Genomic DNA, 23,660 nt, shown 5'->3' with positions numbered 1-23,660 from the left:
CCTTTGTGGAGGGGAGTAACGGTTATGACTAATAATATTTACGAAATTCGGGCTTACGCTTTTCCTTAAACGCGGCAACACCTTCCTGCGACTCTTTGGTGTCGTAGTAGAGGCTTAGCGCCTGCATACCGAGTGCCCCAATACCGGCGATATTCTCGCTGTCTGCATTGAACGAACGCTTGGCGATGGAGAGGGCAGTAGGGCTTTTCTCAAGAATTTCGTCACACCATTTACGCACTTCCTCGTCGAGCAGTTCAGGCGGCACCACCGCGTTGAGCAGCCCCCAATCGAGCGCTTGCTGAGCCGTATATTTTCGGCACAGATACCAGATTTCACGCGCCCGTTTTTCGCCAATGACGCGGGCGAGATAAGCGGTGCCAAAGCCGGGATCAACCGATCCCACTTTTGGACCCACCTGACCAAAAATGGCTGTCTCTGACGCAATGCTTAGATCGCAGACCACGTGTAAAACGTGCCCGCCGCCAATGGCAAACCCATTCACTCGTGCAATGACCGGTTTAGGCACTTGGCGGATGAGCGTTTGCAGCTCCTCTACCGGTAGGCCGATGATGCCGCGGCCATCGTATTGGCCCTCATGCGCACCCTGATCGCCCCCGGTACAGAATGCCTTGTCCCCCGCTCCGGTGAGCACAATGACGCCAATCGATTTGTCCCAGCCAGCACGGTTGAAGGCATCTAGCAGTTCCATACAGGTTTGTCCGCGGAAGGCGTTATAGCGCTCGGGACGGTTAATAGTGATCGTCGCGACGCCGTCGTCTACCTCATACAAGATATCTTCGTAGTGAGTGGTATGGCTCATGATGCAGCTCCTTGTTTTTGTAAGCGCCTTATTGTTGTAAACAGTTGGTCGCTGTAAGTGACTTGCGTTAACCAGCCATGGTTAGCCCGCCGGAGACGCTGATAACCTGCCCGGTAATAAAATTCGCTTCATCGCTCGCGAGCATCACGATAATCCCGGGATAATCTTCAGGTTGACCTATCCGGCGCATAGGCACAGCGTTGCGGAAGGCTTCCAATAGCTTCTCTGGGTCGCGGGAGGTATCTGCCACGCCTTTTAAAAGGGCAGTATCGGTAGGGCCAGGACAAACGACGTTGAACGTAATATTTTTGGTGGCCAGCTCCCGGGCGAGGGTTTTACTTAAACCGAGCAGCCCTGCCTTGCAGGCGGCATAAACGGCTTCACCAGAAGAGCCCACTCGGGCTGCATCCGAGGCAATGTTGACCACCTTGCCACCGCCCGCCTCAACCATTCTTGGTAATACGATGTGGTGCATATTGAGCGCGCCGGTCAGGTTGACGGCAATCAGTGACTCCCACATCGCAGGGTCGGTTTTAAGAAACGGCATAAAGCGGTCAAAGCCCGCGTTATTAATCAAAATAGTGGGCGTGCCGAGCTCTGCTTCAATGCGCTTAACGGTCACTTCGATTGCGCGGTAATCGGTGATATCTGCGGCGTAAGCGCGAGCGTTACCGCCCGCTTCAATAATGCTGTCGACACTTACTTGGGCGGCTTTCTCATCAAGGTCAAGCACAGCGACCAGCGCGCCTTCCTGAGCAAAGCGTTGACACACCGCGCGGCCAATGCCGCCGCCGCCGCCGGTCACTATTACGGTTTTTCCAGTTAAACCTTGCATATTGTTTTCCCATTACTGGCCATTTGAGGCGCATAACGACACATTAAGAGCGTGAATCGGAATGGATAGCCGCTTGGTCGCGAAGCTTAAATTTCTGAATTTTTCCAGAAGGCGTGCGTGGCAACTCTTCCAGCACTTCAAGAAACTCCGGATGGTATTGGCGCGTCACATGCCGCTCGGTAAGAAGCTGAGTGATCTCTTCAAGGCTTAGGCTGGGGTAACCCTCTTTGAGCACAACGTAAGCGACCAACCGCTCTCCTAAACGCTCATCTGGCCGACCAACCAGCGCCAGCGCCTGAATCGCGGGATGTTGATAAAGAGTGTTTTCGATATCCACAATAGGGATATTCTCACCGCCTCGTATGACCACATCTTTAGAGCGGCCCGTGATACGCACATAGCCCACTTCATTGAGGCGTGCTAAATCCCCCGTTGGAAACCAGCCTTCCTCATCTACGCCGTAAAGGTCAGGTTGCTTGAAGTAGCCAACAAATAGACTGGCACCGCGCACCCATAGGCTGCCTTCTTGATTAGGTGGCAAGATGTTGCCCTCAATATCGGTCACTTTGAGTTCCATAAAGGGCAGGGGGACGCCATCGGTTTCGACTGAACACGAAGGCGCATCATCCAAACGAGTAGTGGTAACGGCGCCGTTCTCGGTCATTCCCCAAGCGGAGATGATTTTAGTGGGTAAATTACGCGCCGCTTTCTCTACCAACGGGCTAGGTATAGGGGCGCCCGCGCATAGAAATAGCTTCAGAGACTGCAGATCGCTTCCGTGAGCAATTGCTTGCTCGGCGATATCTGCCAAAAAAGGGGTAGAGCCCAGCATCAAATTGGGCTGTTCAAGGCGCACGATGTTGACTGCTTCAGCGGGTAACCACGTGTCTTGAAGCACGGCCGTGGCCTGCAAGTAGATCGGCATCATCAAGCCGTAAAGAAAGCCTAACTGATGCGCCAGAGGCGAAGGCATTAAGGTGGTATCACCAGCATTCAGCGCTAAACGTTCGGCAAGGGGGCGAATATGGCTAAGCAGCGTATTGGAGGTGTGCATTACCCCTTTCGGCTTACCCGTAGTACCCGATGTGTAAAGCAGTTGCACAACATCATCGCCGGATGGGCGACGCTCCGTAAATAGTGCGGCAGTATCGCGCGCCTGTTCCTCGCCATGGTTAAGCAGTCGTGCTTCAAAGCTGGACTCTCCTTCACCGCCAATCACTAGCACATGGGTTAGCGACGCCAATTCTGCCTTCAGCGTGGTTGCCATAGCAGCATGATTAAAACCTCGAAACACGCCGGGTACGACTAGCAGCTTACTTTCGGCTTGGGCGAGCATAAAACGTAACTCATGCTCGCGGAAAATGGGCATAAGCGGGTTAAGTACCGCGCCAACTCGAACACACGCTAAGTGGAGCGCGGTCATTTGCCACCAATTAGGCAATTGGCACGAAACCACCTCCCCCACCTGAATGCCAAGCGAGGCAAGCCCAACGGCTATTTGTGTGACCCGCTCATTGAGTTCGCGATAGCTAAGCTGCGTGCGCTCTCCAGAGGCTATGGTGTAGGTAACAATGGCTGGTTTGTCAGGGACTTGTGCTACCGCTTTATCAAGATAATCTGTAATGAGCATGTCATTCCAGGCGCCTGACTGCTTCATGGAATTACGACGGTCTATTGTCATGTTGGTAGTAATAGACATTCCTTATGCTCCAGAAATCGCTATCAATTTTGTTTTTATAGGGCCTAGATAGAAAATCTAGTGCTTCACCTTGTTAAGCTAGAAAGTAGGTTAGCTTTAAAATTATGTCAAGTAGTTGTCATTTATTTTAGATGCCAAAGCGTCGCTTCTGAAAGTGAATTTGCATCACTCCCTTGGGCCGATAACTAGCATTGAGGAATTAAATTTGACGCTTAGAAGGAGGTGAACTATTTTGTTCGTATTACAAATTAGTATTCGCAATACGAACAAAAAGGAGGTTTCTATGTCTCAGCCTTGCATAATTTGCGTCGCCATTACCGGCAGCCTGCCACGCAAAGAGAACAACCCTGCTGTGCCCGTCACGGTTGAAGAGCAGATTGAAAGCACCCAGGCGGCGTTTGAGGCGGGGGCTACCATTGCTCACTGCCACGTGCGTAACGATGACCAAACGCCTTCATCTGACCCAGAGAAGTTTGGTCGGCTGATGGAAGGGCTTAAGAAGCGCTGCCCCGGCATGATCATTCAGCTCTCTACCGGCGGTCGATCTGGCGCTGGTGAGGCACGCGGCGGGATGCTGTCGCTGAAACCCGATATGGCTAGCCTCTCGGTGGGCTCCAACAACTTCCCCAATCGTGTTTACGAGAATCCGCCCCAGTTGGTGGAGTGGCTTGCCGATGAGATGCTCAAGTACGGCGTTAAGCCTGAAATCGAAGCGTTTGATCTGTCCCATATCCACCAAGCGGTGAATCTTTCAAAGCAAGGCAAGCTGAAGACGCCGCTCTACGTGCAGTTTGTCATGGGGGTCAAGAATTCGATGCCAGCGGACAAGCCAACGTTTGATTTTTATATTGAGACGCTCAAGCGACTGGCGCCGAATGCGCAGTGGTGTGGTGCTGGCATCGGCGCCAATCAATACCTGCTTAACGAGTGGTCGATTGCGGCGGGTGGTCACACCCGTACCGGGCTTGAAGATAACGTACGCCTGGATAGCGAAACGCTGGCGCCTTCCAATGCGGCGTTGGTCGAGCGCACCGTTGCTCTATGCGAAAAGTACCAGCGGCCGGTGGCGACCTGGCAACAGGCGCGTGAGATGCTTGGGTTATAAAAAATATAAAACCGACAATTAAACTGCAGGAGTTAAGTTATGACCGATATTACTATCGTAGGTGATGCGCCTGAGATCGACGAGATTAAGCGTGTTGTGCAGCTATATGTTGATGGCTTTCAAGGCAGTAGAGACAAGTTAGAGGAAGCGTTTCATAAGGATGCGTGGATTTTTGCTTTGGACGCTGATGCTGCGTTAGCAACTGATCTGATCAGCGATCGTTTCGAGCGCTGGGCTGATAGCCGCCGCGCAGTGAAGAGTCGCTTTATTGCGGTGACTCAGGCCGGGGAAGTCGCCAGCGTGTTGCTAGGCTTTGACAATAGCGAAAACCTTGCGGATTCCTGGGTCGATGTTATTGCCCTGGTGAAGGTCGATGGCGCTTGGAAAATCACCAATAAAACGGCAGCCCACAGCACGCGTGCGGCGTGGGCAAAGCCCAGTTCTTAGGCTTTAATGGCACCTACTCAGAAAACATAGAAAATATCAGCTCGCGCAGCCAGCGATTGCCCGGGTCTTGATGATAACGACGGTGCCAGAAAAGATTAATCGGGATTTCTGGGAACGTTAGCGGGTGCTCACGAACGGCTAACCCGAAACGTACTCGGGTTGCCTCGGCTAACTTGTCGGTCACCGTTACTATCAGATCGCTGCTACTAACGATATAGGGAACGGCGGCGAAGTTCGGCAGCGTTAGCCTGACGGGGCGAAGGACCCCAGCGCGGCCAAGCTGCTTTTCTACCATCCCGTGGCCAGTTCCCTGAGCAACTACGACGGCATGATGGGCTGAGCGAAACGCCTCTAAGCTAAAGTCGCCTGTTGCTAAGGGATGGTCATGACGCATTAGGCAGACATAGCGTTGTACAAATAGCCGCTGCTGATAGAAACCGGCTCCCAGCTGTGGGATCAACCCAATAGCCAGATCAATCTGCCCCTCCTCCATCTCATACTTCAGACCGTTATTGTGGCTGCGCACAGTGCTAAGCGAGACGCCTGGTGCTAAGTGTGAGAGATGCTGAAGTAAGCGCGGTAAAAAGACAATTTCGCCAATATCCGTCATGTTGAGATTAAAGGTGCGTTCACTCAGCGCCGGATTAAAAACATCGTTTAGGTTTAAGGTGTCACTCATGCGTGCCAATGCATCCGCAATGCCGGGGTGAAGCTGGTTAGCGCGTGACGTTGGCTGTAGCCCTTGCGAGGTGCGCTCGAAAAGTTCGTCATTCAGTAAGTGGCGTAAGCGCTTCAGTGCATGACTCACCGCTGGCTGTGTAATACCTAGGCGTAGCGCTACCCGCTGAGTGTTTTGCTCTTGGTAAAGCAGATCAAACACAACTAGCAAGTTCAGGTCGATATTGGCTAGTTTAACCATCAGGATGCGCCATGCCGGATGTTCGACAATAGTCTACTCCAGCCGTAGTTAAGGTTTTTAACTTGTTGTTTCATATTGTTATTAGCGCCGTTTATAGCCTAAATGAAGAGGACTGTGTGGTGACCGCTGTTTCATCCTAATAGCGTTAGGGGAAGAGCATAAAGCTCAACATGATAACGATAAATTCCTGAGCGGAGTGAAAACATGCCAGCCAAACAGACTCAGCAGAAACGACTTTCGATTGGCATCGTGGGCGGTGGAATCGGCGGCGTCGCCTTAGCCGTTGCGCTATCACGCCATCAGCATCTCGACGTGCAACTGTTCGAAGCGGCTCCCCAGTTCTCCGAGATTGGTGCGGGCGTCTCTTTTGGCCCCAATGCGGTGAAGGCCATTCGACTGTTAGGACTGGAGGCTTCTTATCAATGTATCGCCGACGCTTCACCAGCGCCGTTTGAGGATGTCTGGTTTGAGTGGCGTCGTGGTAAAGATGATACCTACCTTACCGCCAGCCTGGCGCCGGGGGTGGGGCAGTCGTCGGTACACCGTGCCGATTTTCTAGGTGCTATTGTTGCGAATCTGCCTGAGGGAATTGCCCACTTTGGTAAACGCTGTATAGACGTTAAGCAAGACGCCGATAGCGCCACCGCCAGCTTCGACGATGGCACTCACTTTACGGGTGATGTGATCATCGGGTTTGACGGCATTAAGTCGGCGGTACGCCCCCATGTGTTACCCCCAGAACAATACGGCGAAATTACGCCGTTCTGGAGTGGCACTTACGCTTATCGTGGAATGATTCCCACCCGGGATCTAGAAACGGCTTTAGAGGCGAAAGGTAGCGAGAAGCGTCTGGCATTGGTGCCTCAGATGTACCTTGGCAAAGATCGCCATATTCTGACCTTCCCAGTTAAACAGTCTCAGCTCGTTAACGTCGTGGCCTTCATTACGGATCGCTCTGTACCGAGCCCTAAATTACCCGAAGGCGAAGAGTGGGTTCAAGCTGTCAGCCCGCAAGAAATGTTGGCCGTATTTGAAAGTTGGAGCCCGGCGTGCCAAGCCATTCTTGAATGCATTCCTGAGCCAACGCGCTGGGCGCTGCACGAGTTACCGGAGCTTGCCCGTTACCATCGTGGCCGAGTACTGATTGTTGGCGATGCTGCTCATGCTTTAGTGCCCCACCAGGGGGCCGGGGCCGGTCAGGCACTTGAAGACGCCTATGTGCTGGCCAGCCTGATAGCTGATACCAGCCGCCAGAACGTGGAAACTGTTTTATCCGCCTTTGAGCAGGTGCGTCATGATCGCACCTGTAAGGTACAGCGTACCTCCCATGAAGCAGGCGATGTCTATGAATATTCAGGTGAAAACATTGGTGCTGATGAAGCCAAGTTGATCGATAACCTGGAAAAGCGCTTCGAATGGCTCTGGAACCACGACCCTCACGCCGATGTAATGGCGGCTCAGCGGATAGTAGCGTTAGCCATCTAGGGGGCAGTGGCGAAGGGGGCAAGTGTGCCGCCCCCTTAATAGTTAGTCGCAGACATTATGTACTAAACGCATTGCTATGGTTTACCAATCATTACGCCAACCATTTGCGGGTAAATCGCTGTCAAAATGTCAGATTATTATGCAAGATATTGATTAATAGTGAAAATTAATGAATGAAAGTAGAGCTTAAAAAGCTGATCAGAAGATGAAATGGTTAAATAAAGGTGGTTGCCCGCTAAAAACTAAGCAGTCATCACCCTGTCGTGATACCTGCTCGGTATAGCCAAGCACCTAAACAATATTGGTTCCGTCGTGTAACGCCAATCAAACTGATATCCAGTCAAATGATTGCCAGACGCCGGAGCCTCCATGTCAACCGTCATCCAACATATTGAGACGTTGCTGGTCGATTTACCGACCATCCGTCCTCACAAACTTTCCATGACCACCATGGCCTGCCAAACCATGGTCATAGTGCGGATGCGCCACTCCGACGGTATCGAAGGACTCGGTGAAGGCACCACCATCGGTGGCCTCGCCTACGGTCCAGAAAGCCCGGAGAGTATCAAGCGTAATATCGACACCTACTTGGCACCCCTTCTGATAGGCCAGCCCTCCAGCAATGTCCACCAGTTGCGTTCCCGCCTTCACCGCCACGCCCGTGGCAATATGATTGCCAAATCGGCGCTTGAGACTGCGCTATTAGATGCCCAGGGTAAGCGACTGGGGTTAAGTGTGGCTGAATTACTAGGTGGCTCTCGCCAGGAACACTTGCCTGTACTTTGGACATTAGCCAGCGGCGATACCGCTAAAGATATTGATGAGGCGATGCTGCGTTTAGAGCAGCGTCGGCATTGCGATTTCAAACTGAAAATCGGCGCCAACCCAGTAGATCAGGATGTGCAGCATGTGGCAGCTATCAAAGAGGCATTGGGAGATCGTGCCAGCGTGCGTGTCGACGTTAACCAGGCTTGGGATGAATCCACGGCGGTACGGGGGATTCAGGCGCTGCAGGACGCCGGCATAGAACTCATCGAGCAGCCCATTCCCGCCCGTGAACATGCTGGTCTGGTGCGGTTAGCAAACCGCTTCAATGTGCCCATGCTTGCGGACGAAGGTGTTCAGGATGCCCGCGATGGGCTGGACCTGATATGCAGCGGTTTTAGTGGCGCTTTCGCTCTGAAGATTGCCAAATCCGGCGGTATTTACGGTGCTCTGGAACTAGCACATATCGCCCAGGCGGCGGGTATCGGTCTCTATGGCGGCACCCTTCTAGAAGGCTCCATCGGCACTGCTGCTTCACTTCATGCTTGGGCAACCTTGCCGGAAATGGCCTGGGGGACCGAGATGTTTGGTCCATTGCTGCTCAAAGATGACATTGTCGTTGAACCCCTTAATTACACCGAGTTTGGCGTAGAGCTGCCGCAAGGCGCGGGGCTAGGCATCACACTCGACGAAGATAAATTGGCTCACTATTCGCGTAAATAAACGTACGTAAATAAAACCATATAAATAAAGCAACCGTTTGCGTGTTAGCCAGCGATGACAGAGGAGAGACGTATGCTGTTTCAAGTAGAAATGACCGTTAAGTTGCCGCCCGATATGCCAGCAGAACAAGCGGCTAAAATTAAGACGACTGAAAAAGCATATTCACAAGACTTACAGAACCAAGGCAAATGGCGCCACTTGTGGCGGGTGGCGGGTAGCTACTCGAACGTCAGTATTTTTGACGTGGAAGACAACGCCGAACTCCAACAGCTGGTCAGCAACCTGCCGCTGTTTCCCTATATGGACATTAGCGTCAAGCCGCTGTGTCGCCACCCTTCCTCGGTCCGTGACGACGACAGTTAATTAAGCACCTAAACGCCAGCTCCATTAATAAAATAATAGTTTATAAAAAAAGAGGTTTTCACCATGACCGTGAAGATATTCGACACCCCCGACGTTCAAGCGTTTGTTAAAACCGTGGCCGGCTTTGATCAGTCAGGCGGCAATGACCGCGCCAAGCAAATCGTCCACCGCCTGGTCGGTGACCTGTTCAAGCTGATCGACGATTTCGATGTCACCGAAGAGGAGTACTGGGCGGCGGTCAATCTGCTTAATGCCCTGGGCAGCCAGACCCAGTTCGGTCTGCTTTCGCCCGGGCTCGGCTTTGACCACTTCCTCGATATGCGCCAGGACGCCATCGACGCCGAAGCCCAGCGCACCGGTGGCACCCCGCGCACTATCGAAGGCCCGCTGTACGTGGCCGGCGCCCCGGAAGCGGACGGCTTTGCCCGCCTGGACGACGAAGCGACCGACGGCGAGACCATGTGGCTGACCGGCCAGGTCCGCGACGTCAACGGCACCCCGATTGCCGGTGCCAAGGTCGAGATCTGGCACGCCAACTCCCAGGGTGGCTATTCGTTCTTTGATCCCTCGCAATCCGAGTACAACCTGCGCCGCACGATCTATACCGACAGCGATGGCCGCTACACCGCGCGCAGCATTATTCCCTCGGGTTACGGCGTGCCCGAAGGCGCCCCCACCGATGTGGTGCTCAAGTCACTGGGGCGCCACGGCGAACGCCCGGCGCATATCCACTACTTCGTCTCCGCCCCGGGCCACCAGCACCTGACCACCCAGATCAACCTGGCAGGCGACCCCTACACCTATGACGACTTCGCCTTTGCCACCCGCGAAGAACTGGTCGTGCCCGCCGAGCGGATTGAAGACCCCGCCGAGATCGCCAAGCGTGACCTGGACGGCCCGTTCTCCCACGTGGTGTTCGATGTGGCGCTGGCCCCCGCCGAGGCGCCTGAGCTGCAGGTGCGTCACGCCCGACCACGCGCCAAAGAAGACGAGCAGGATCTTGCCAGCCAGCTCGCCGGAACCGCCAAGGTTTAACGCTCTATAGCCTCGCGCTGATGATGGCCTAACTGCTCATCGTCTAACGCATCAGCGCTATTCCCAGGTTATGCCACCGTATTGAGGAGAGAGATCATGACCACACAGCTTGATCAGCTCGAAGCCCGCGTGCGCGGCGCCGTCCAGGACGACCCCGCCCAGGGCATCTTCCGCTGCCACCGCAGCATGTTCACCGACCCCGCCTTCTTCGAACTGGAGATGAAGCACATCTTCGAAGGCAACTGGGTATTTCTGGCCCACGAGAGCCAAATCGCCGAGCCGGGAGACTACTTCACCACCACCGTTGGCCGTCAGCCGATCGTCATCACCCGCGACAAGCAGGGCGAGTTGCACGGCCTGATTAACGCCTGCGCCCACCGCGGTGCCACCCTTTGCCGCCGCAAGCGTGGCAACAAAGGCACCTTCACCTGCCCGTTCCACGGCTGGACGTTCAAAAACGACGGCCAACTGCTCAAAGCCAAAAACGAGAAGAACGGCGCTTACCCGGATAACTTCAAACAGGACGGCTCCCACAACCTCAAGCGCCTAGCGCGCTTCGAGAACTACAAAGGCTTCCTGTTTGGCAGCCTGAGTGACGATGTCGTCCCGCTTGAACAACACCTCGGCGAAACCACCAAGATCATCGACAACATCGTCGACCAGGCCCCCGAAGGCCTGGAAATTCTGCGCGGTACCTCGTCCTACACTTACACCGGCAACTGGAAGCTCCAGGCCGAAAACGGCGCCGACGGCTACCACGTCAGCTCCGTGCACTGGAACTATGCCTCCACCATGGAACGCCGCAACTACGACGCCGGCGGCACCAAAGCGGTGGACGCTGACGGCTGGTCGAAGAGCAAAGGCGGCTTCTACTCCTATGAAAACGGCCACATGATGCTGTGGACCCGGCTGCTTAACCCGGAAGTTCGCCCGGTCTATCAGCATAAGGACTGGATCCAGGAGCAGCTGGGCGATGCCCGGGCCGACTCCATCGTCAACCAGACGCGCAACCTCTGCCTCTACCCCAACGTTTATTTGATGGATCAGTTCTCCACGCAAATCCGCGTGATTCGCCCGGTCGCCGTGGATAAAACCGAAGTCACGATTTACTGCTTCGCGCCCAAAGGTGAAGCCGCCGAAGACCGGGAAGTCCGTATCCGTCAGTACGAAGACTTCTTCAACGTCTCCGGCATGGGCACCCCCGACGACCTGGAAGAGTTCCGCGCCTGCCAGGAAGGTTACAACGGCGCGCTGGCGGAATGGAACGACCTCTCCCGCGGGGCCCAACAGTGGATCGAAGGCGCCGACGAAACGGCCCAAGCGATCGACATGAAGCCCCTGCTCAGCGGCGCCTCACCGGAAGACGAAGGGCTCTACGTGCTGCACCACAAGCACTGGGTCGACGAAATGCTGCGCGCCATCGACAAAGAGCGCAGCCAGTTTATCGCCACCGCGTCCGCCTAAGCGCCCAGCGCCTGAAGAGAGGAGAGAAGTGACATGAGCATTAGCTATCACGACATCCAAGCCTTTTTATACCGCGAAGGCCGCCTGCTGGACGACCGCGAATGGGACGAGTGGCTCGCACTGTATCGCAAGGACGCCGAGTTCTGGATGCCCGCCTGGGACGACGACGACCAGCTCACCCGCGACCCGCACAGCGAGATCTCGTTGATCTACTACCCCAACCGCGACGGGCTGGAAGACCGGGTGTACCGGATCAAGACCGAACGCAGCGGGGCCAGTACGCCGGAGCCGCGCACCACCCACCAGGTGACCAACCTGGAAATCCTGTCGCAAGACGGTGACACGGTGGAACTGCGCTTTAACTGGCACACGCTCAACCACCGTTACAAGAAGACCGACAGCTTCTTCGGCACGTGCTTCTACACCCTGGACGTGTCGGGAGAGAGCCCGTTAATCACAAGAAAAGTCGTGCAGTTGAATAACGACTATATCCATCAGGTCATTGACGTGTATCACGTGTGACCTGATAGGAAAGGAGAGTTAACCATGAGCTATACCATAGCCCTCAACTTCGAAGATGGCGTCACCCGCTTCATTGGCTGTAAAGAGGGAGAAACCGTTCTCGACGCCGCTTACCGGCAAAAAGTTAACCTGCCGATGGACTGCTCCGACGGCGTATGTGGTACCTGTAAAGGCCACTGCGAGCAGGGCGAATTCGACATGGGTGACGAATATCTGGAAGACGCGCTTTCTGACGAAGAAGCTGCAGAAGGCCAAGTGCTCACGTGTCAGATGGTGCCTTCTTCGGACTGCGTTATCCAAGTGCCCGTAGCCTCCACGCTGTGTAAAACACAGGTAGGCAAGGTTGAAGGCACGGTTACCGCAGTTGAACAACTCTCTGAAGATAGCATTGAACTCGCGGTTGAGCTGGACGATGAGGAGGGCCTTGCCTTTTTACCGGGGCAATATATCCATATTGATGTACCCGGCACCGAGGTACACCGCTCCTATTCCTTTAGCTCACAGCCGGGGGAGAAGCGCGCCACTTTCTTGATCCGTAACATTCCCAATGGGGTAATGAGCGGTTATCTAACTGAGCGTGCCGCAGTGGGCGAAAAGCTTACGCTGACTGGGCCGCTGGGTAGCTTCTACTTGCGCGAAGTGAAACGCCCGGTGTTGATGCTGGCTGGCGGCACGGGACTGGCACCGTTCTTGTCTATGTTGGCGCAATTGGTTGAGAAAGGCTGTGACGCACCCATCCATATGATATATGGCGTCAATAAAGACGATCACTTGGTCAAAACCGACGCCTTAGACGCCTTCGCTGAGAAACTGCCAAGCTTCAGCTACGCCACGGTGGTGGTTGATGAGTCCAGCGAGCATCCGCTTAAAGGGTATGTGACCCACCACATGGACGCTGCTGTCATGCATGACGGTGATGTGGACGTTTACCTGTGTGGCCCGCCTCCAATGGTCGATGCCGTGCTGAAATACTTTGACGCGGAAGGCATTGAGCCACAGAGCTTTCACTACGAGAAGTTCACCCCCAATGAAGCAGGGAGTACATCATGACACACCGCTTTCAAGGCAAAGTGATGGTGATTACCGGTGCCGCTCAGGGAATTGGGCGGCGAGTTGCTGAACGCGCAGCCGCGGAAGAGGCACGTTTAGTTCTGGTAGATCGCGATGATTACATCCATGAAGTGGTGGCTGGAATCAGTCAGCAGGGGTGTGAAGTGATCGCGGTACAAGCGGATCTAGAGACCTGTGATGGTGCCGAGAAAGTGATTCAGGAGACGCTCTCTCACTTTGGCCGTATCGATATTCTAGTGAACAACGTAGGTGGTGCAATTAACTTTAAGCCGTTTACCGAGTTCACTGAAGCGCAAGTTATTGCAGAGATTAACCGCTCTTTAATGCCCACGCTTTGGTGCTGCCGCGCGGTACTGCCGACCATGGTAGCGCAGGGTAGCGGCGTGATCGTCAATGTTTCTTCCGTAGCGGCGCGGGGCATCCACCGGATCCCTTACTCGGCAGCCAAGGGTGGGGTCAATGCGCTGACCGAGTCACTGGCTTTCGAATACGCTGATGCTGGCATCCGCGTGGCGGCCGCTGCCATCGGTGGCACTGAAGCACCGCCGCGCCGTATCTCCCGCGGCACGCCCGAGCCTCGCAACGAGACCGAACGGGCATGGTTCCAGGCACATATCGACCAGACCAAGCAGAGCTGCCTGATGAAACGCTACGGCACGCTCGACGAGATGGCTGCGCCGATTCTGTTCCTGGCCTCAGATGAGGCGAGCTACATCACCGGCAGCGTGCTGCCAGTGGGCGGTGGTGACCAGGGCTATTAGCAGATTAACTAAGATAATTCTAAAGAAGTATTAATGATAACTCTAAGTAAAGTAATCCCCTGGAGAAAACCGTGAAACATATTGAGAAAGGCGTCAGCCTCAGGCATGCGCCCCGCGATTTCCTACGCGACCTCAATGTCGATAATGCCAGTACAGGCTTAGTCGCCGGTATTTTAGGGCTCAGCGTTGGGGTCGTTCACATCAGTGCTGGCACGTCTGCGGGTCTAGACTCCTCCTTTATTATGCTCTGGGTCATCAGCTACTTGATGATCAATGGCTTGTTTGGGCTTTTCATGCCAGCTTACTACCGCTTGCCGCTGCCGATGGCCAACTCCATTCCCGGTGCTTTGATGTTCGCAGCGGTCATCCCTGTTATAGGGCTGGAGGCCGCGCTAGGGGCGAGTTTGATTGCCGGTGCTATCACGCTGGTCGCTGGTGTGACCGGGGTGATGGGGATTGTGATGCGGCTAATCCCTATGCCGATTGTCATGGGCATGGTGGGCGGTATGCTGTTGAGTTTTGGACTCAATATGGTGAAGCCTCTGGAGAGTGCTATTGTGCCAGCCTCTATCATGATTCTGGCTTTCTTCTTTTCTGCACGGCTGTTTCGTAAGGTTCCGCCCCTGATTGTCGCGATGTTAGCTGGAATTCTGTACCTAATAGCGACCGGTGTGGACCTTTCCGGTATTGAGGCGACGATCCGTTTCCCCGAGTTCATTGTCCCAGAATTCACGTTGGGTGCCTTTCTAACGTACGGTTTGCCTCTTGCCATCATCCTGGTAGGAATGGAGACACCCGCGGGCGTCGGTTTAGTAAAAGGGATGGGTTATAAAGAAGTACCCGCTAATGCGATCACGGCGGTGGGCGGCATAGGCACCATGGTGTCGGCTTTTTTCAATTTGCACAGTACCTGCATTGCCGCGCCTATGACCGGTGTCTGCGCCTCACCGGAAGCTGGGTCTCATGATAAACGTTGGGTAGCGGCTGTAATTGCTGGGGCTATTTTCGTGGTTGCTGCGCCTTTTTACGGTTATGTGGTCAGCCTATTGGAGGCAACTCCGCGCTACTTTATTGCCATTATCGCCGGGCTGGCACTTATGCGCGTGATCACCTCGTCGATGTCCATCGCATTCTCTGGCAAGAAACATGAAATAGGTGCGCTATTTGCCTTTCTAATTGCTGCTTCTGGCATCCAGATGCTTGGGATAGGTGCCACTTTTTGGGCGTTAGTACTGGGCGTCGTTGTCTCGGCAATATTCGAAACCAAGGACTTCGAGTTCATCTTCATTCGCGAGGCTGCCAAGAAGAGCGGCTAGACCCCCACGCAACGTTAGCAATTTGATAATGGTTATCCTCGTTGGCCCGTATCCGCTTTTGCAGTACGGGCCTTTTTTGTGCGCTGCTTCCTTTTTTATTGCCTCTTATTCTTTTGTCGTAAGTGGAAGTCGATAGTTACTCCTTTGGATCAGGAGTAGGGAACGTTATGCCCTACAAAAACCGTGATATCGATTTAAAGCGTAAATAAAAGACAATTTAGATTGAAGGTTGTTAGTCATCTCATTCTCTCCATTTGAAAATTTTTCTTTATAAATAAAGGATTAAGAGTTTTTTTACGTTAATCACTTAGATAGTTGAAAGGAAGAATATCAATCCAGTCGAGATACCTATGAAGTATGGAAAGGTACTCAAACGATATTGGTCCAGTGGGTATGGACTGGACGATATTGGGGGCGAACACAACAACAACTGTCGTCTTTAGGCCCTAGATAGACGTTTCTTCATCTTCCCCTTGAATGCACTACCGCTATCGCCGGGCACCAAGACAACGATAAAAATCCAACGATAGGGTTACACCATGACCGTGAAGATATTCGATACGCCTGAGGTTCAGGACTTCATCAACACCGTGGCCGGCTTCGATCAAACCGGCGGCAATGACCGCGCCAAGCAAATCGTCCACCGCCTGGTCGGTGACCTGTTCAAGCTGATCGACGATTTCGATGTCACCGAAGAGGAGTACTGGGCGGGCGTCAACCTGCTCAATGCCCTGGGCAGCCAGACCCAGTTCGGTCTGCTTTCGCCCGGGCTCGGCTTTGACCACTTCCTCGATATGCGCCAGGACGCCATCGACGCCGAAGCCCAGCGCACCGGTGGCACCCCGCGCACTATCGAAGGCCCGCTGTACGTGGCCGGCGCCCCGGAAGCGGACGGCTTTGCCCGCCTGGACGACGAAGCGACCGACGGCGAGACCATGTGGCTGACCGGCCAAGTCCGCGATGTCGACGGCACCCCGATTGCCGGTGCCAAGGTCGAGATCTGGCACGCCAACTCCCAGGGTGGCTATTCGTTCTTTGATCCCTCGCAATCCGAGTACAACCTGCGCCGCACGATCTATACCGACAGCGATGGCCGCTACACCGCGCGCAGCATTATTCCCTCGGGTTACGGCGTGCCCGAAGGCGCCCCCACCGATGTGGTGCTCAAGTCACTGGGGCGCCACGGCGAACGCCCGGCGCATATCCACTACTTCGTCTCCGCCCCGGGCCACCAGCACCTGACCACCCAGATCAACCTGGCAGGCGACCCCTACACCTATGACGACTTCGCCTTTGCCACCCGCGAAGAACTGGTCGTGCCCGCCGAGCGGATTGAAGACCCCGCCGAGATCGCCAAGCGTGACCTGGACGGCCCGTTCTCCCACGTGGTGTTCGATGTGGCGCTGGCCCCCGCCGAGGCGCCTGAGCTGCAGGTGCGTCACGCCCGACCACGCGCCAAAGAAGACGAGCAGGATCTTGCCAGCCAGCTCGCCGGAACCGCCAAGGTTTAACGCTCTATAGCCTCGCGCTGATGATGGCCTAACTGCTCATCGTCTAACGCATCAGCGCTATTCCCAGGTTATGCCACCGTATTGAGGAGAGAGATCATGACCACACAGCTTGATCAGCTCGAAGCCCGCGTGCGCGGCGCCGTCCAGGACGACCCCGCCCAGGGCATCTTCCGCTGCCACCGCAGCATGTTCACCGACCCCGCCTTCTTCGAACTGGAGATGAAGCACATCTTCGAAGGCAACTGGGTATTTCTGGCCCACGAGAGCCAAATCGCCGAGCCGGGAGACTACTTCACCACCACCGTTGGCCGTCAGCCGATCGTCATCACCCGCGACAAGCAGGGCGAGTTGCACGGCCTGATTAACGCCTGCGCCCACCGCGGTGCCACCCTTTGCCGCCGCAAGCGTGGCAACAAAGGCACCTTCACCTGCCCGTTCCACGGCTGGACGTTCAAAAACGACGGCCAACTGCTCAAAGCCAAAAACGAGAAGAACGGCGCTTACCCGGATAACTTCAAACAGGACGGCTCCCACAACCTCAAGCGCCTAGCGCGCTTCGAGAACTACAAAGGCTTCCTGTTTGGCAGCCTGAGTGACGATGTCGTCCCGCTTGAACAACACCTCGGCGAAACCACCAAGATCATCGACAACATCGTCGACCAGGCCCCCGAAGGCCTGGAAATTCTGCGCGGTACCTCGTCCTACACTTACACCGGCAACTGGAAGCTCCAGGCCGAAAACGGCGCCGACGGCTACCACGTCAGCTCCGTGCACTGGAACTATGCCTCCACCATGGAACGCCGCAACTACGACGCCGGCGGCACCAAAGCGGTGGACGCTGACGGCTGGTCGAAGAGCAAAGGCGGCTTCTACTCCTATGAAAACGGCCACATGATGCTGTGGACCCGGCTGCTTAACCCGGAAGTTCGCCCGGTCTATCAGCATAAGGACTGGATCCAGGAGCAGCTGGGCGATGCCCGGGCCGACTCCATCGTCAACCAGACGCGCAACCTCTGCCTCTACCCCAACGTTTATTTGATGGATCAGTTCTCCACGCAAATCCGCGTGATTCGCCCGGTCGCCGTGGATAAAACCGAAGTCACGATTTACTGCTTCGCGCCCAAAGGTGAAGCCGCCGAAGACCGGGAAGTCCGTATCCGTCAGTACGAAGACTTCTTCAACGTCTCCGGCATGGGCACCCCCGACGACCTGGAAGAGTTCCGCGCCTGCCAGGAAGGTTACAACGGCGCGCTGGCGGAATGGAACGACCTCTCCCGCGGGGCCCAACAGTGGATCGAAGGCGCCGACGAAACGGCCCAAGCGATCGACATGAAGCCCCTGCTCAGCGGCGCCTCACCGGAAGACGAAGGGCTCTACGTGCTGCACCACAAGCACTGGGTCGACGAAATGCTGCGCGCCATCGACAAAGAGCGCAGCCAGTTTATCGCCACCGCGTCCGCCTAAGCGCCCAGCGCCTGAAGAGAGGAGAGAAGTGACATGAGCATTAGCTATCACGACATCCAAGCCTTTTTATACCGCGAAGGCCGCCTGCTGGACGACCGCGAATGGGACGAGTGGCTCGCACTGTATCGCAAGGACGCCGAGTTCTGGATGCCCGCCTGGGACGACGACGACCAGCTCACCCGCGACCCGCACAGCGAGATCTCGTTGATCTACTACCCCAACCGCGACGGGCTGGAAGACCGGGTGTACCGGATCAAGACCGAACGCAGCGGGGCCAGTACGCCGGAGCCGCGCACCACCCACCAGGTGACCAACCTGGAAATCCTGTCGCAAGACGGTGACACGGTGGAACTGCGCTTTAACTGGCACACGCTCAACCACCGTTACAAGAAGACCGACAGCTTCTTCGGCACGTGCTTCTACACCCTGGACGTGTCGGGAGAGAGCCCGTTAATCACAAGAAAAGTCGTGCAGTTGAATAACGACTATATCCACCAGGTCATCGACGTGTACCACGTGTGACCTGATGGGACAGGGATGTCGCTTACTGCTGTATTCGTAGCCAAAACAACTCCATAACAACTGAACCCTGGTGAAAATATAATGAAAACATTTAAAAAGACTTCCCTAGCCACGCTCCTTAGTGCCACTGCCATGCTGACAGCAGGAAGTGTCGTCGCCAATGAAGATCCGGTGAAACTTGGCTTGATGCTTCCCTATTCAGGTACCTACACCGCCCTTGGAGAGGCCATCACTAATGGTTTGAAATTGGCCATTGAGGAGGAGGGCGGTCAGTTGGGCGGCCGCGAGGTGGAATACATTGAGCTAGATTCGGAAGCTGATCCATCTAAAGCGCCTCAAAACATGAGTCGTCTGGTCAATGGCGACGATGTGGATTTCGTGATTGGGCCCGTACACTCGGGTGTTGCCATGGGCATGTTGCGAGTGGCCAAACAGACCGGTGCCATCACCATTATTCCTAATGCGGGATTGGGAGCCGCTACTAATGAGCTATGCATGCCAAACGTGTTCCGCACCTCGTTCAGCATGTGGCAAGACAGCTACCCCATGGGCAAAGTGGCTTACGATCAAGGGCATCGCAAGATTGTAACCATTACTTGGGATTACGCTGGTGGCAAGGAAGATTTGGCAGGCTTTGAGGAAGCATTTATCGCTGAAGGTGGTGAAATCGTCGAGCAAATTTTAGTGCCATTCCCCAGCACGGAATTTCAGAGTTACCTGACGCAAATTGCCAGTCTTGAGCCTGACGCGGTTTACACCTTCTTTGCGGGCGGTGGCGGCGTTAGCTTTGTTCGGGATTATGCCGCAGCCGGGCTCAAAGAAAGCATTCCGTTATTAGGTTCCGGCTTCCTTACTGAGGGTAATTTAACAGCCCTGGGCGATGCAGGTGAAGGCGTAATGACCACGCTGCACTATGCAGAGACCCTCGAAAATGACGCTAATCAGTCCTTCGTATCAGCCTACGAGAATGCCTACGGGGAAACTCCGGACACCTACGCTGTACAAGGTTACGACACGGGCATGATGCTGGTTCAGGCGCTTGAAGTGCTTGGCGGTGATACCTCGGATCGCGAGCGTTTGATCGATGTGTTAGCCAATGTGCAACTGGCGAGTCCCCGTGGGCCGCTCAGCTTCTCTGATTCCCACCACCCTATCCAGAATGTGTATCTGCGCGAGATTCGCGACGGCAAACATGAGGTCGTCAGTATCGCTTCCGAGAATCTTGAAGTCCCTGATGACGCTTGCCAGATATAACGGCATCTTGCATCACTCTGGGGCGGGGCAACCCCGCCCCTCATTCTGATTCTCGGAGGGATCTTATGGATCTCGCATTTTTCAGCGTACAGCTACTTAACGGTTTGCAGTACGGCCTGCTGCTCTTCTTAATTGCCAGCGGTTTGACGTTGATTTTCGGCATTATGGGAATCATCAACTTGGCCCACGGCGCCATGTATATGATAGGTGCCTATCTGGTTTACGACCTTACCCTGCGGCTGGGTAATTTTTGGCTGGCCATGCTGGCGGCCATCCCCATCGCTATTGTTCTGGGGCTCATCATCGAGCGCCTGTTTCTCGATACGCTTTACAAGCGTGACCATCTGTATCAGGTACTGCTGACCTTCGGGCTGATTTTAGTACTCAACGAAGCGCAGCGGATTATCTGGGGTGGCGATGTGCATCGTGTTGCGGTGCCCGCACCGTTTGATGCCAGTATTCAACTGACGGATAACCTGCAGTACTCGGTCTATCGCCTGTTTGTGATGGGCGTGTGCCTAGCATTGGCTGGGGTGATTTATTGGGTGATGCGCCATACACGGCTGGGCATCATCATTCGCGCCGGTGCCGCCAACCGCGACATGGTGGAAGGGCTGGGGATCAACGTCCGTACCCTCTTTACGCTGATTTTCAGCGTCGGTGTGGCGCTTACCGCCTTCGCGGGAATGATCGCCGCGCCACTCACCTCCATCGCGCCTGGCATGGGCGATAGCATTCTCATCACCTGCTTTGTTGTCGTGGTCATCGGTGGGATTGGTTCTATTAAAGGAGCCTTTTGGGGCGCCATTATCATTGGCATGGCCACCACTTTTGGGGCGGTGCTCATCCCCAGCCTCGCCAGCATGGTGATTTACCTGATCATGGCGGCGGTGTTGCTGGTGAAACCGCGCGGCCTGTTCGCGTGAGGAGATTAAGCAATGTTACATAGATATCCCAAGCGCGTTGCCTACATCATGCTGGTGTTAACGGCGTTGGTAGCTGCCTTTCCTCTCTGGGGAGAAGCCGTGTTCGGCAATCAGGCCAACTTCATGTTAGAGAAACTAACACTCATGCTAATCCTGGCGCTGTTTGCTATGAGCCTGGATCTGTTGGTCGGCATTGTGGGCTTAGTCAGTCTAGGGCATGCGCTCTTCTTCGGGTTGGGAGCGTATACCCTGGCGTTAGCCAGCCCTGACTTTAGGCCGGCATCAATGTGGTGGATGCTGCCTCTTGTCATGGGTGTCTCAGCTTGTGTTGGGCTAATCGTTGGCGTCTTAGTGATCCGCACTAAGGGCATCTTCTTTATCATGACAACACTGGCGTTTGGCCAGATGCTTTACTACTTCATTAGTACCTCCCCGCTGGCAGGGGGCACCGACGGCGTCTTTATCATGTTCCGCCCCAGTCTGACGATAGGTGAAACCTCGCTGGTAAACCTGGATAACCCTTACAGCTTCTTCTACTTCTGCTTGGGAATGCTGCTGATTGGCTTCTTATTTCTACGCTGGTTGACGCGCTCTTACTTCGGCCAAGTGCTCGATGGTATTCATGATAACGAGCACCGTATGCAGGCCTTAGGCTATGCCACTAGCGGCTACAAACTAGTCGCCTTTGTTATCGCTGGGGTGATGGCGGCAATTGCTGGCATGTTAGCGGCAATGCAGTATGGCTTCGCCAACCCGGCTCAGCTTGGCTGGCACACCTCTGGCGAAGTGCTGATGATGCTCATTTTAGGCGGCATGGGTACTATCTTTGGCCCCATATTAGGCGCCTTTGCTTACGAAATTCTGCTCTATATCTATGAGCATGCCACGACTCACTGGCCTATTTTGATGGGCCTGACCATTATCATTGCCGTACTGGTGCTCCCAAGGGGTATTGCGGGCTTGATTATCGCGCCACCCTGGCGCAGCAAGCGCCAAACAGAACCCAGAACTGCGTCTGAGCATGGGAAGGCGCAGGTGGCTCTTTCCGCTAAGCCCGCCCCCAGCGCAAGGAGAGCTAAGCCATGAGCAACGAAATTGTTTTGGCCACCCAGGGTTTGACCCGGCGCTTTGGCGGTTTAGTGGCGGTGAATGACGTTGATTTTGATGTTAAATCCAACGAAATACATGCCATTTTGGGTCCTAATGGCGCCGGTAAAAGCACTTTGATCAATCTGCTTTCCGGGGAGATCCCGCCTTCTGAAGGAAAGGTGATCTATAAAGATCGTCCCATTCAAGGAAAAAGCGCGCGGCAGATTGCGCGCATGGGGATTGGTCGTAGCCACCAGAAGACCAACATATTTCCACGCCTGAATTGCCTGCAGAACTGCGAGCTGGCAGCGCGTATTCATATGGGCGGCGTGTTTGGTAGTTGGCGTTCGCGACACACCGCGCGGCAGGTGAGCGAGCGAGCTCAGGAAGTGCTGGATACCTGTCAATTGAATCACCGCGCTTATACGACCGCATCAGACATGAGCTATGGCGAACAGCGCCAACTGCAGATCGCAATGGTATTGGCGACGGCACCCTCGGTGATGCTACTCGATGAGCCGATGGCAGGAATGGGACGAGAGGAAACCGTTCAGGTCACTGAATTACTCGCGAGCCTAACAGATCGCTACACGCTGGTATTGATAGAGCACGACATGGATTCGGTGTTCCGGCTTGCAGATCGTATCACCGTTATGGTCGATGGGTGCGTTTTAGAGAGCGGGCCGACAGAACAGATACGCTCCAGCGAAAAGGTGCGCGATGTCTACCTGGGACGCCACGATGAGGGGGCAACCGCATGAGCGCTGAGCAAACCAATACACCATTGATTGATGCCCGAGGGCTGCACACTTACTACGGTGAGAGCCATATTTTGCATGGGGTAGATTTGACTCTAATGCCTGGCGAAACGCTGAGTCTTCTGGGGCGTAACGGGATGGGCAAGACCACGACGCTGAAGTCGATTCTTGGCTTTGTTCCACCACGCCGAGGCGAGGTTTTTATCAAAGGGGTCTCTGCCACTAAGCGACGTCCTTGGCAGCTGATTCGTCAAGGCATCGGGTACGTGCCGGAAGGACGCGGTATTTTTCCAGGTATCAGTGTGCGTGAGCACCTAATTATGGCCGCACGCCCCAATGCGCGAGGAGAGTCTCCTTGGACGCTGGAGCGAGTCCTGGATACGTTTCCGCGCTTGGGCCAACGTATTAACCACGATGGCTCTTTTCTCTCGGGCGGCGAGCAGCAAATGCTCTCGATTGGTCGCGCGTTGACGACAAATCCCGATCTGATGATTCTTGACGAGGCGACTGAAGGGCTTGCGCCGCTGATTCGAGATGAAATCTGGAAGATCATACGAGAGATCAAGGCCACTGGCATATCGACCATTATCGTCGATAAAAATATCGACAACCTGCTGGATATAGCTGAAAAACACTTGCTGCTGGTAAAGGGAGAAGTGGTCTATAGCGGTGATTCCCAGGGGCTAAAAGACAATCCTTCAATCCTTGAAACCCATCTCGGGGTCGCCTGACATGGCTCCGGCAAGCGGATGCTTGCCGGAATTGATGTTGGCTATCGCGTTAAATTCATTGATACAGGGAAATGT

The 23,660-nt window shown here is 54.8% G+C and carries 23 protein-coding genes; 19 read left to right on the top strand and 4 right to left on the bottom strand.

Features of this window, described 5'->3' with window-relative positions; all coding sequences use genetic code 11:
• Window positions 1-28: 28 nt before the first annotated feature.
• The 3 genes from AC5TBW_RS18910 to AC5TBW_RS18900 form a co-directional block, all read right to left on the bottom strand.
• Window positions 29-820, bottom strand: coding sequence for an enoyl-CoA hydratase-related protein (locus AC5TBW_RS18910; protein WP_240717831.1), 792 nt, complete (start codon window positions 818-820; stop codon window positions 29-31).
• A gap of 67 nt (window positions 821-887) precedes the next feature.
• Window positions 888-1,655: an SDR family NAD(P)-dependent oxidoreductase gene (locus tag AC5TBW_RS18905; protein WP_495510028.1), complete on the bottom strand. Its 768-nt coding sequence runs from the start codon at window positions 1,653-1,655 to the stop codon at window positions 888-890.
• Between the two features lie 43 nt (window positions 1,656-1,698).
• Window positions 1,699-3,354, bottom strand: a complete 1,656-nt coding sequence (locus AC5TBW_RS18900; protein ID WP_495510027.1) for an AMP-binding protein — start codon at window positions 3,352-3,354, stop codon at window positions 1,699-1,701.
• 283 nt (window positions 3,355-3,637) lie between these two features.
• On the opposite strand from AC5TBW_RS18900, the gene AC5TBW_RS18895 reads away from it, so the two are divergent.
• Both AC5TBW_RS18895 and AC5TBW_RS18890 read left to right on the top strand, forming a co-directional pair.
• Window positions 3,638-4,459 carry a 3-oxoadipate:acetyl-CoA acetyltransferase gene (locus tag AC5TBW_RS18895; protein ID WP_495510026.1) on the top strand — a complete coding sequence of 274 codons (822 nt, stop codon included), beginning with the start codon at window positions 3,638-3,640 and terminating at the stop codon, window positions 4,457-4,459.
• A 39-nt stretch (window positions 4,460-4,498) separates the two neighbouring features.
• Entirely contained in the window at window positions 4,499-4,906 is a 408-nt protein-coding gene (locus AC5TBW_RS18890; protein WP_495510025.1) for a nuclear transport factor 2 family protein, read from the top strand.
• Window positions 4,907-4,919: 13 nt separating this feature from the next.
• Here AC5TBW_RS18890 and AC5TBW_RS18885 read toward each other — a convergent pair whose 3' ends face one another.
• Entirely contained in the window at window positions 4,920-5,825 is a 906-nt protein-coding gene (locus AC5TBW_RS18885; protein ID WP_495510024.1) for a LysR family transcriptional regulator, read from the bottom strand.
• A 204-nt stretch (window positions 5,826-6,029) separates the two neighbouring features.
• Between AC5TBW_RS18885 and salA the strand changes: the two genes are divergently transcribed.
• From salA to AC5TBW_RS18800, 17 genes are all read left to right on the top strand, one after another.
• On the top strand, window positions 6,030-7,310 hold the full coding sequence (gene salA, locus AC5TBW_RS18880) for a salicylate 1-monooxygenase (protein WP_495510023.1): 1,281 nt from the start codon (window positions 6,030-6,032) through the stop codon (window positions 7,308-7,310).
• Window positions 7,311-7,679: 369 nt separating this feature from the next.
• Window positions 7,680-8,798, top strand: a complete 1,119-nt coding sequence (locus AC5TBW_RS18875) for a muconate/chloromuconate family cycloisomerase (protein WP_495510022.1) — start codon at window positions 7,680-7,682, stop codon at window positions 8,796-8,798.
• A gap of 72 nt (window positions 8,799-8,870) precedes the next feature.
• Complete coding sequence (catC, locus tag AC5TBW_RS18870; protein WP_495510021.1) at window positions 8,871-9,161, top strand: muconolactone Delta-isomerase; 291 nt, start codon at window positions 8,871-8,873, stop codon at window positions 9,159-9,161.
• Between the two features lie 63 nt (window positions 9,162-9,224).
• Window positions 9,225-10,196: a catechol 1,2-dioxygenase gene (gene catA / locus AC5TBW_RS18865; protein WP_495510020.1), complete on the top strand. Its 972-nt coding sequence runs from the start codon at window positions 9,225-9,227 to the stop codon at window positions 10,194-10,196.
• Between the two features lie 96 nt (window positions 10,197-10,292).
• Complete coding sequence (locus AC5TBW_RS18860) at window positions 10,293-11,660, top strand: Rieske 2Fe-2S domain-containing protein (RefSeq protein WP_035563477.1); 1,368 nt, start codon at window positions 10,293-10,295, stop codon at window positions 11,658-11,660.
• Between the two features lie 33 nt (window positions 11,661-11,693).
• The gene (gene benB, locus AC5TBW_RS18855) at window positions 11,694-12,182 is read left to right on the top strand and encodes a benzoate 1,2-dioxygenase small subunit (protein WP_035563479.1); all 489 of its coding nucleotides are present in this window, start codon (window positions 11,694-11,696) and stop codon (window positions 12,180-12,182) included.
• 24 nt (window positions 12,183-12,206) lie between these two features.
• A complete protein-coding gene (gene benC, locus AC5TBW_RS18850; protein WP_240720587.1) occupies window positions 12,207-13,232 on the top strand; it encodes a benzoate 1,2-dioxygenase electron transfer component BenC in 1,026 nt (341 codons plus the stop codon).
• Window positions 13,229-14,014 (top strand): benzoate diol dehydrogenase BenD, encoded by a 786-nt coding sequence (gene benD / locus AC5TBW_RS18845; RefSeq protein ID WP_495510019.1) that lies wholly within the window; start codon window positions 13,229-13,231, stop codon window positions 14,012-14,014. The genes benC and benD overlap by 4 nt, the downstream gene beginning before the upstream one ends.
• Before the next feature lie 71 nt (window positions 14,015-14,085).
• Window positions 14,086-15,330 (top strand): benzoate/H(+) symporter BenE family transporter, encoded by a 1,245-nt coding sequence (locus AC5TBW_RS18840; protein ID WP_240720589.1) that lies wholly within the window; start codon window positions 14,086-14,088, stop codon window positions 15,328-15,330.
• A 539-nt stretch (window positions 15,331-15,869) separates the two neighbouring features.
• Window positions 15,870-16,841 carry a catechol 1,2-dioxygenase gene (catA, locus tag AC5TBW_RS18835; protein WP_495510018.1) on the top strand — a complete coding sequence of 324 codons (972 nt, stop codon included), beginning with the start codon at window positions 15,870-15,872 and terminating at the stop codon, window positions 16,839-16,841.
• 96 nt (window positions 16,842-16,937) lie between these two features.
• The gene (locus AC5TBW_RS18830; protein ID WP_035563477.1) at window positions 16,938-18,305 is read left to right on the top strand and encodes a Rieske 2Fe-2S domain-containing protein; all 1,368 of its coding nucleotides are present in this window, start codon (window positions 16,938-16,940) and stop codon (window positions 18,303-18,305) included.
• Window positions 18,306-18,338: 33 nt separating this feature from the next.
• On the top strand, window positions 18,339-18,827 hold the full coding sequence (gene benB, locus AC5TBW_RS18825; RefSeq protein ID WP_035563479.1) for a benzoate 1,2-dioxygenase small subunit: 489 nt from the start codon (window positions 18,339-18,341) through the stop codon (window positions 18,825-18,827).
• Between the two features lie 81 nt (window positions 18,828-18,908).
• Complete coding sequence (locus tag AC5TBW_RS18820) at window positions 18,909-20,081, top strand: ABC transporter substrate-binding protein (RefSeq protein ID WP_035563482.1); 1,173 nt, start codon at window positions 18,909-18,911, stop codon at window positions 20,079-20,081.
• Between the two features lie 65 nt (window positions 20,082-20,146).
• The gene (locus tag AC5TBW_RS18815; RefSeq protein ID WP_035563485.1) at window positions 20,147-21,007 is read left to right on the top strand and encodes a branched-chain amino acid ABC transporter permease; all 861 of its coding nucleotides are present in this window, start codon (window positions 20,147-20,149) and stop codon (window positions 21,005-21,007) included.
• A 12-nt stretch (window positions 21,008-21,019) separates the two neighbouring features.
• Window positions 21,020-22,093, top strand: coding sequence for a branched-chain amino acid ABC transporter permease (locus AC5TBW_RS18810; protein ID WP_495510017.1), 1,074 nt, complete (start codon window positions 21,020-21,022; stop codon window positions 22,091-22,093).
• The gene (locus tag AC5TBW_RS18805) at window positions 22,090-22,857 is read left to right on the top strand and encodes an ABC transporter ATP-binding protein (RefSeq protein ID WP_495510016.1); all 768 of its coding nucleotides are present in this window, start codon (window positions 22,090-22,092) and stop codon (window positions 22,855-22,857) included. Before AC5TBW_RS18810 ends, AC5TBW_RS18805 begins: the two co-directional genes overlap by 4 nt.
• Window positions 22,854-23,585 (top strand): ABC transporter ATP-binding protein, encoded by a 732-nt coding sequence (locus AC5TBW_RS18800; RefSeq protein ID WP_240718402.1) that lies wholly within the window; start codon window positions 22,854-22,856, stop codon window positions 23,583-23,585. The genes AC5TBW_RS18805 and AC5TBW_RS18800 overlap by 4 nt, the downstream gene beginning before the upstream one ends.
• The last annotated feature ends 75 nt before the right edge of the window (window positions 23,586-23,660 follow it).

The organism is Vreelandella sp. ssv (genome assembly GCF_059448525.1).
This window is presented reverse-complemented; position numbering and strand designations above follow the sequence as displayed.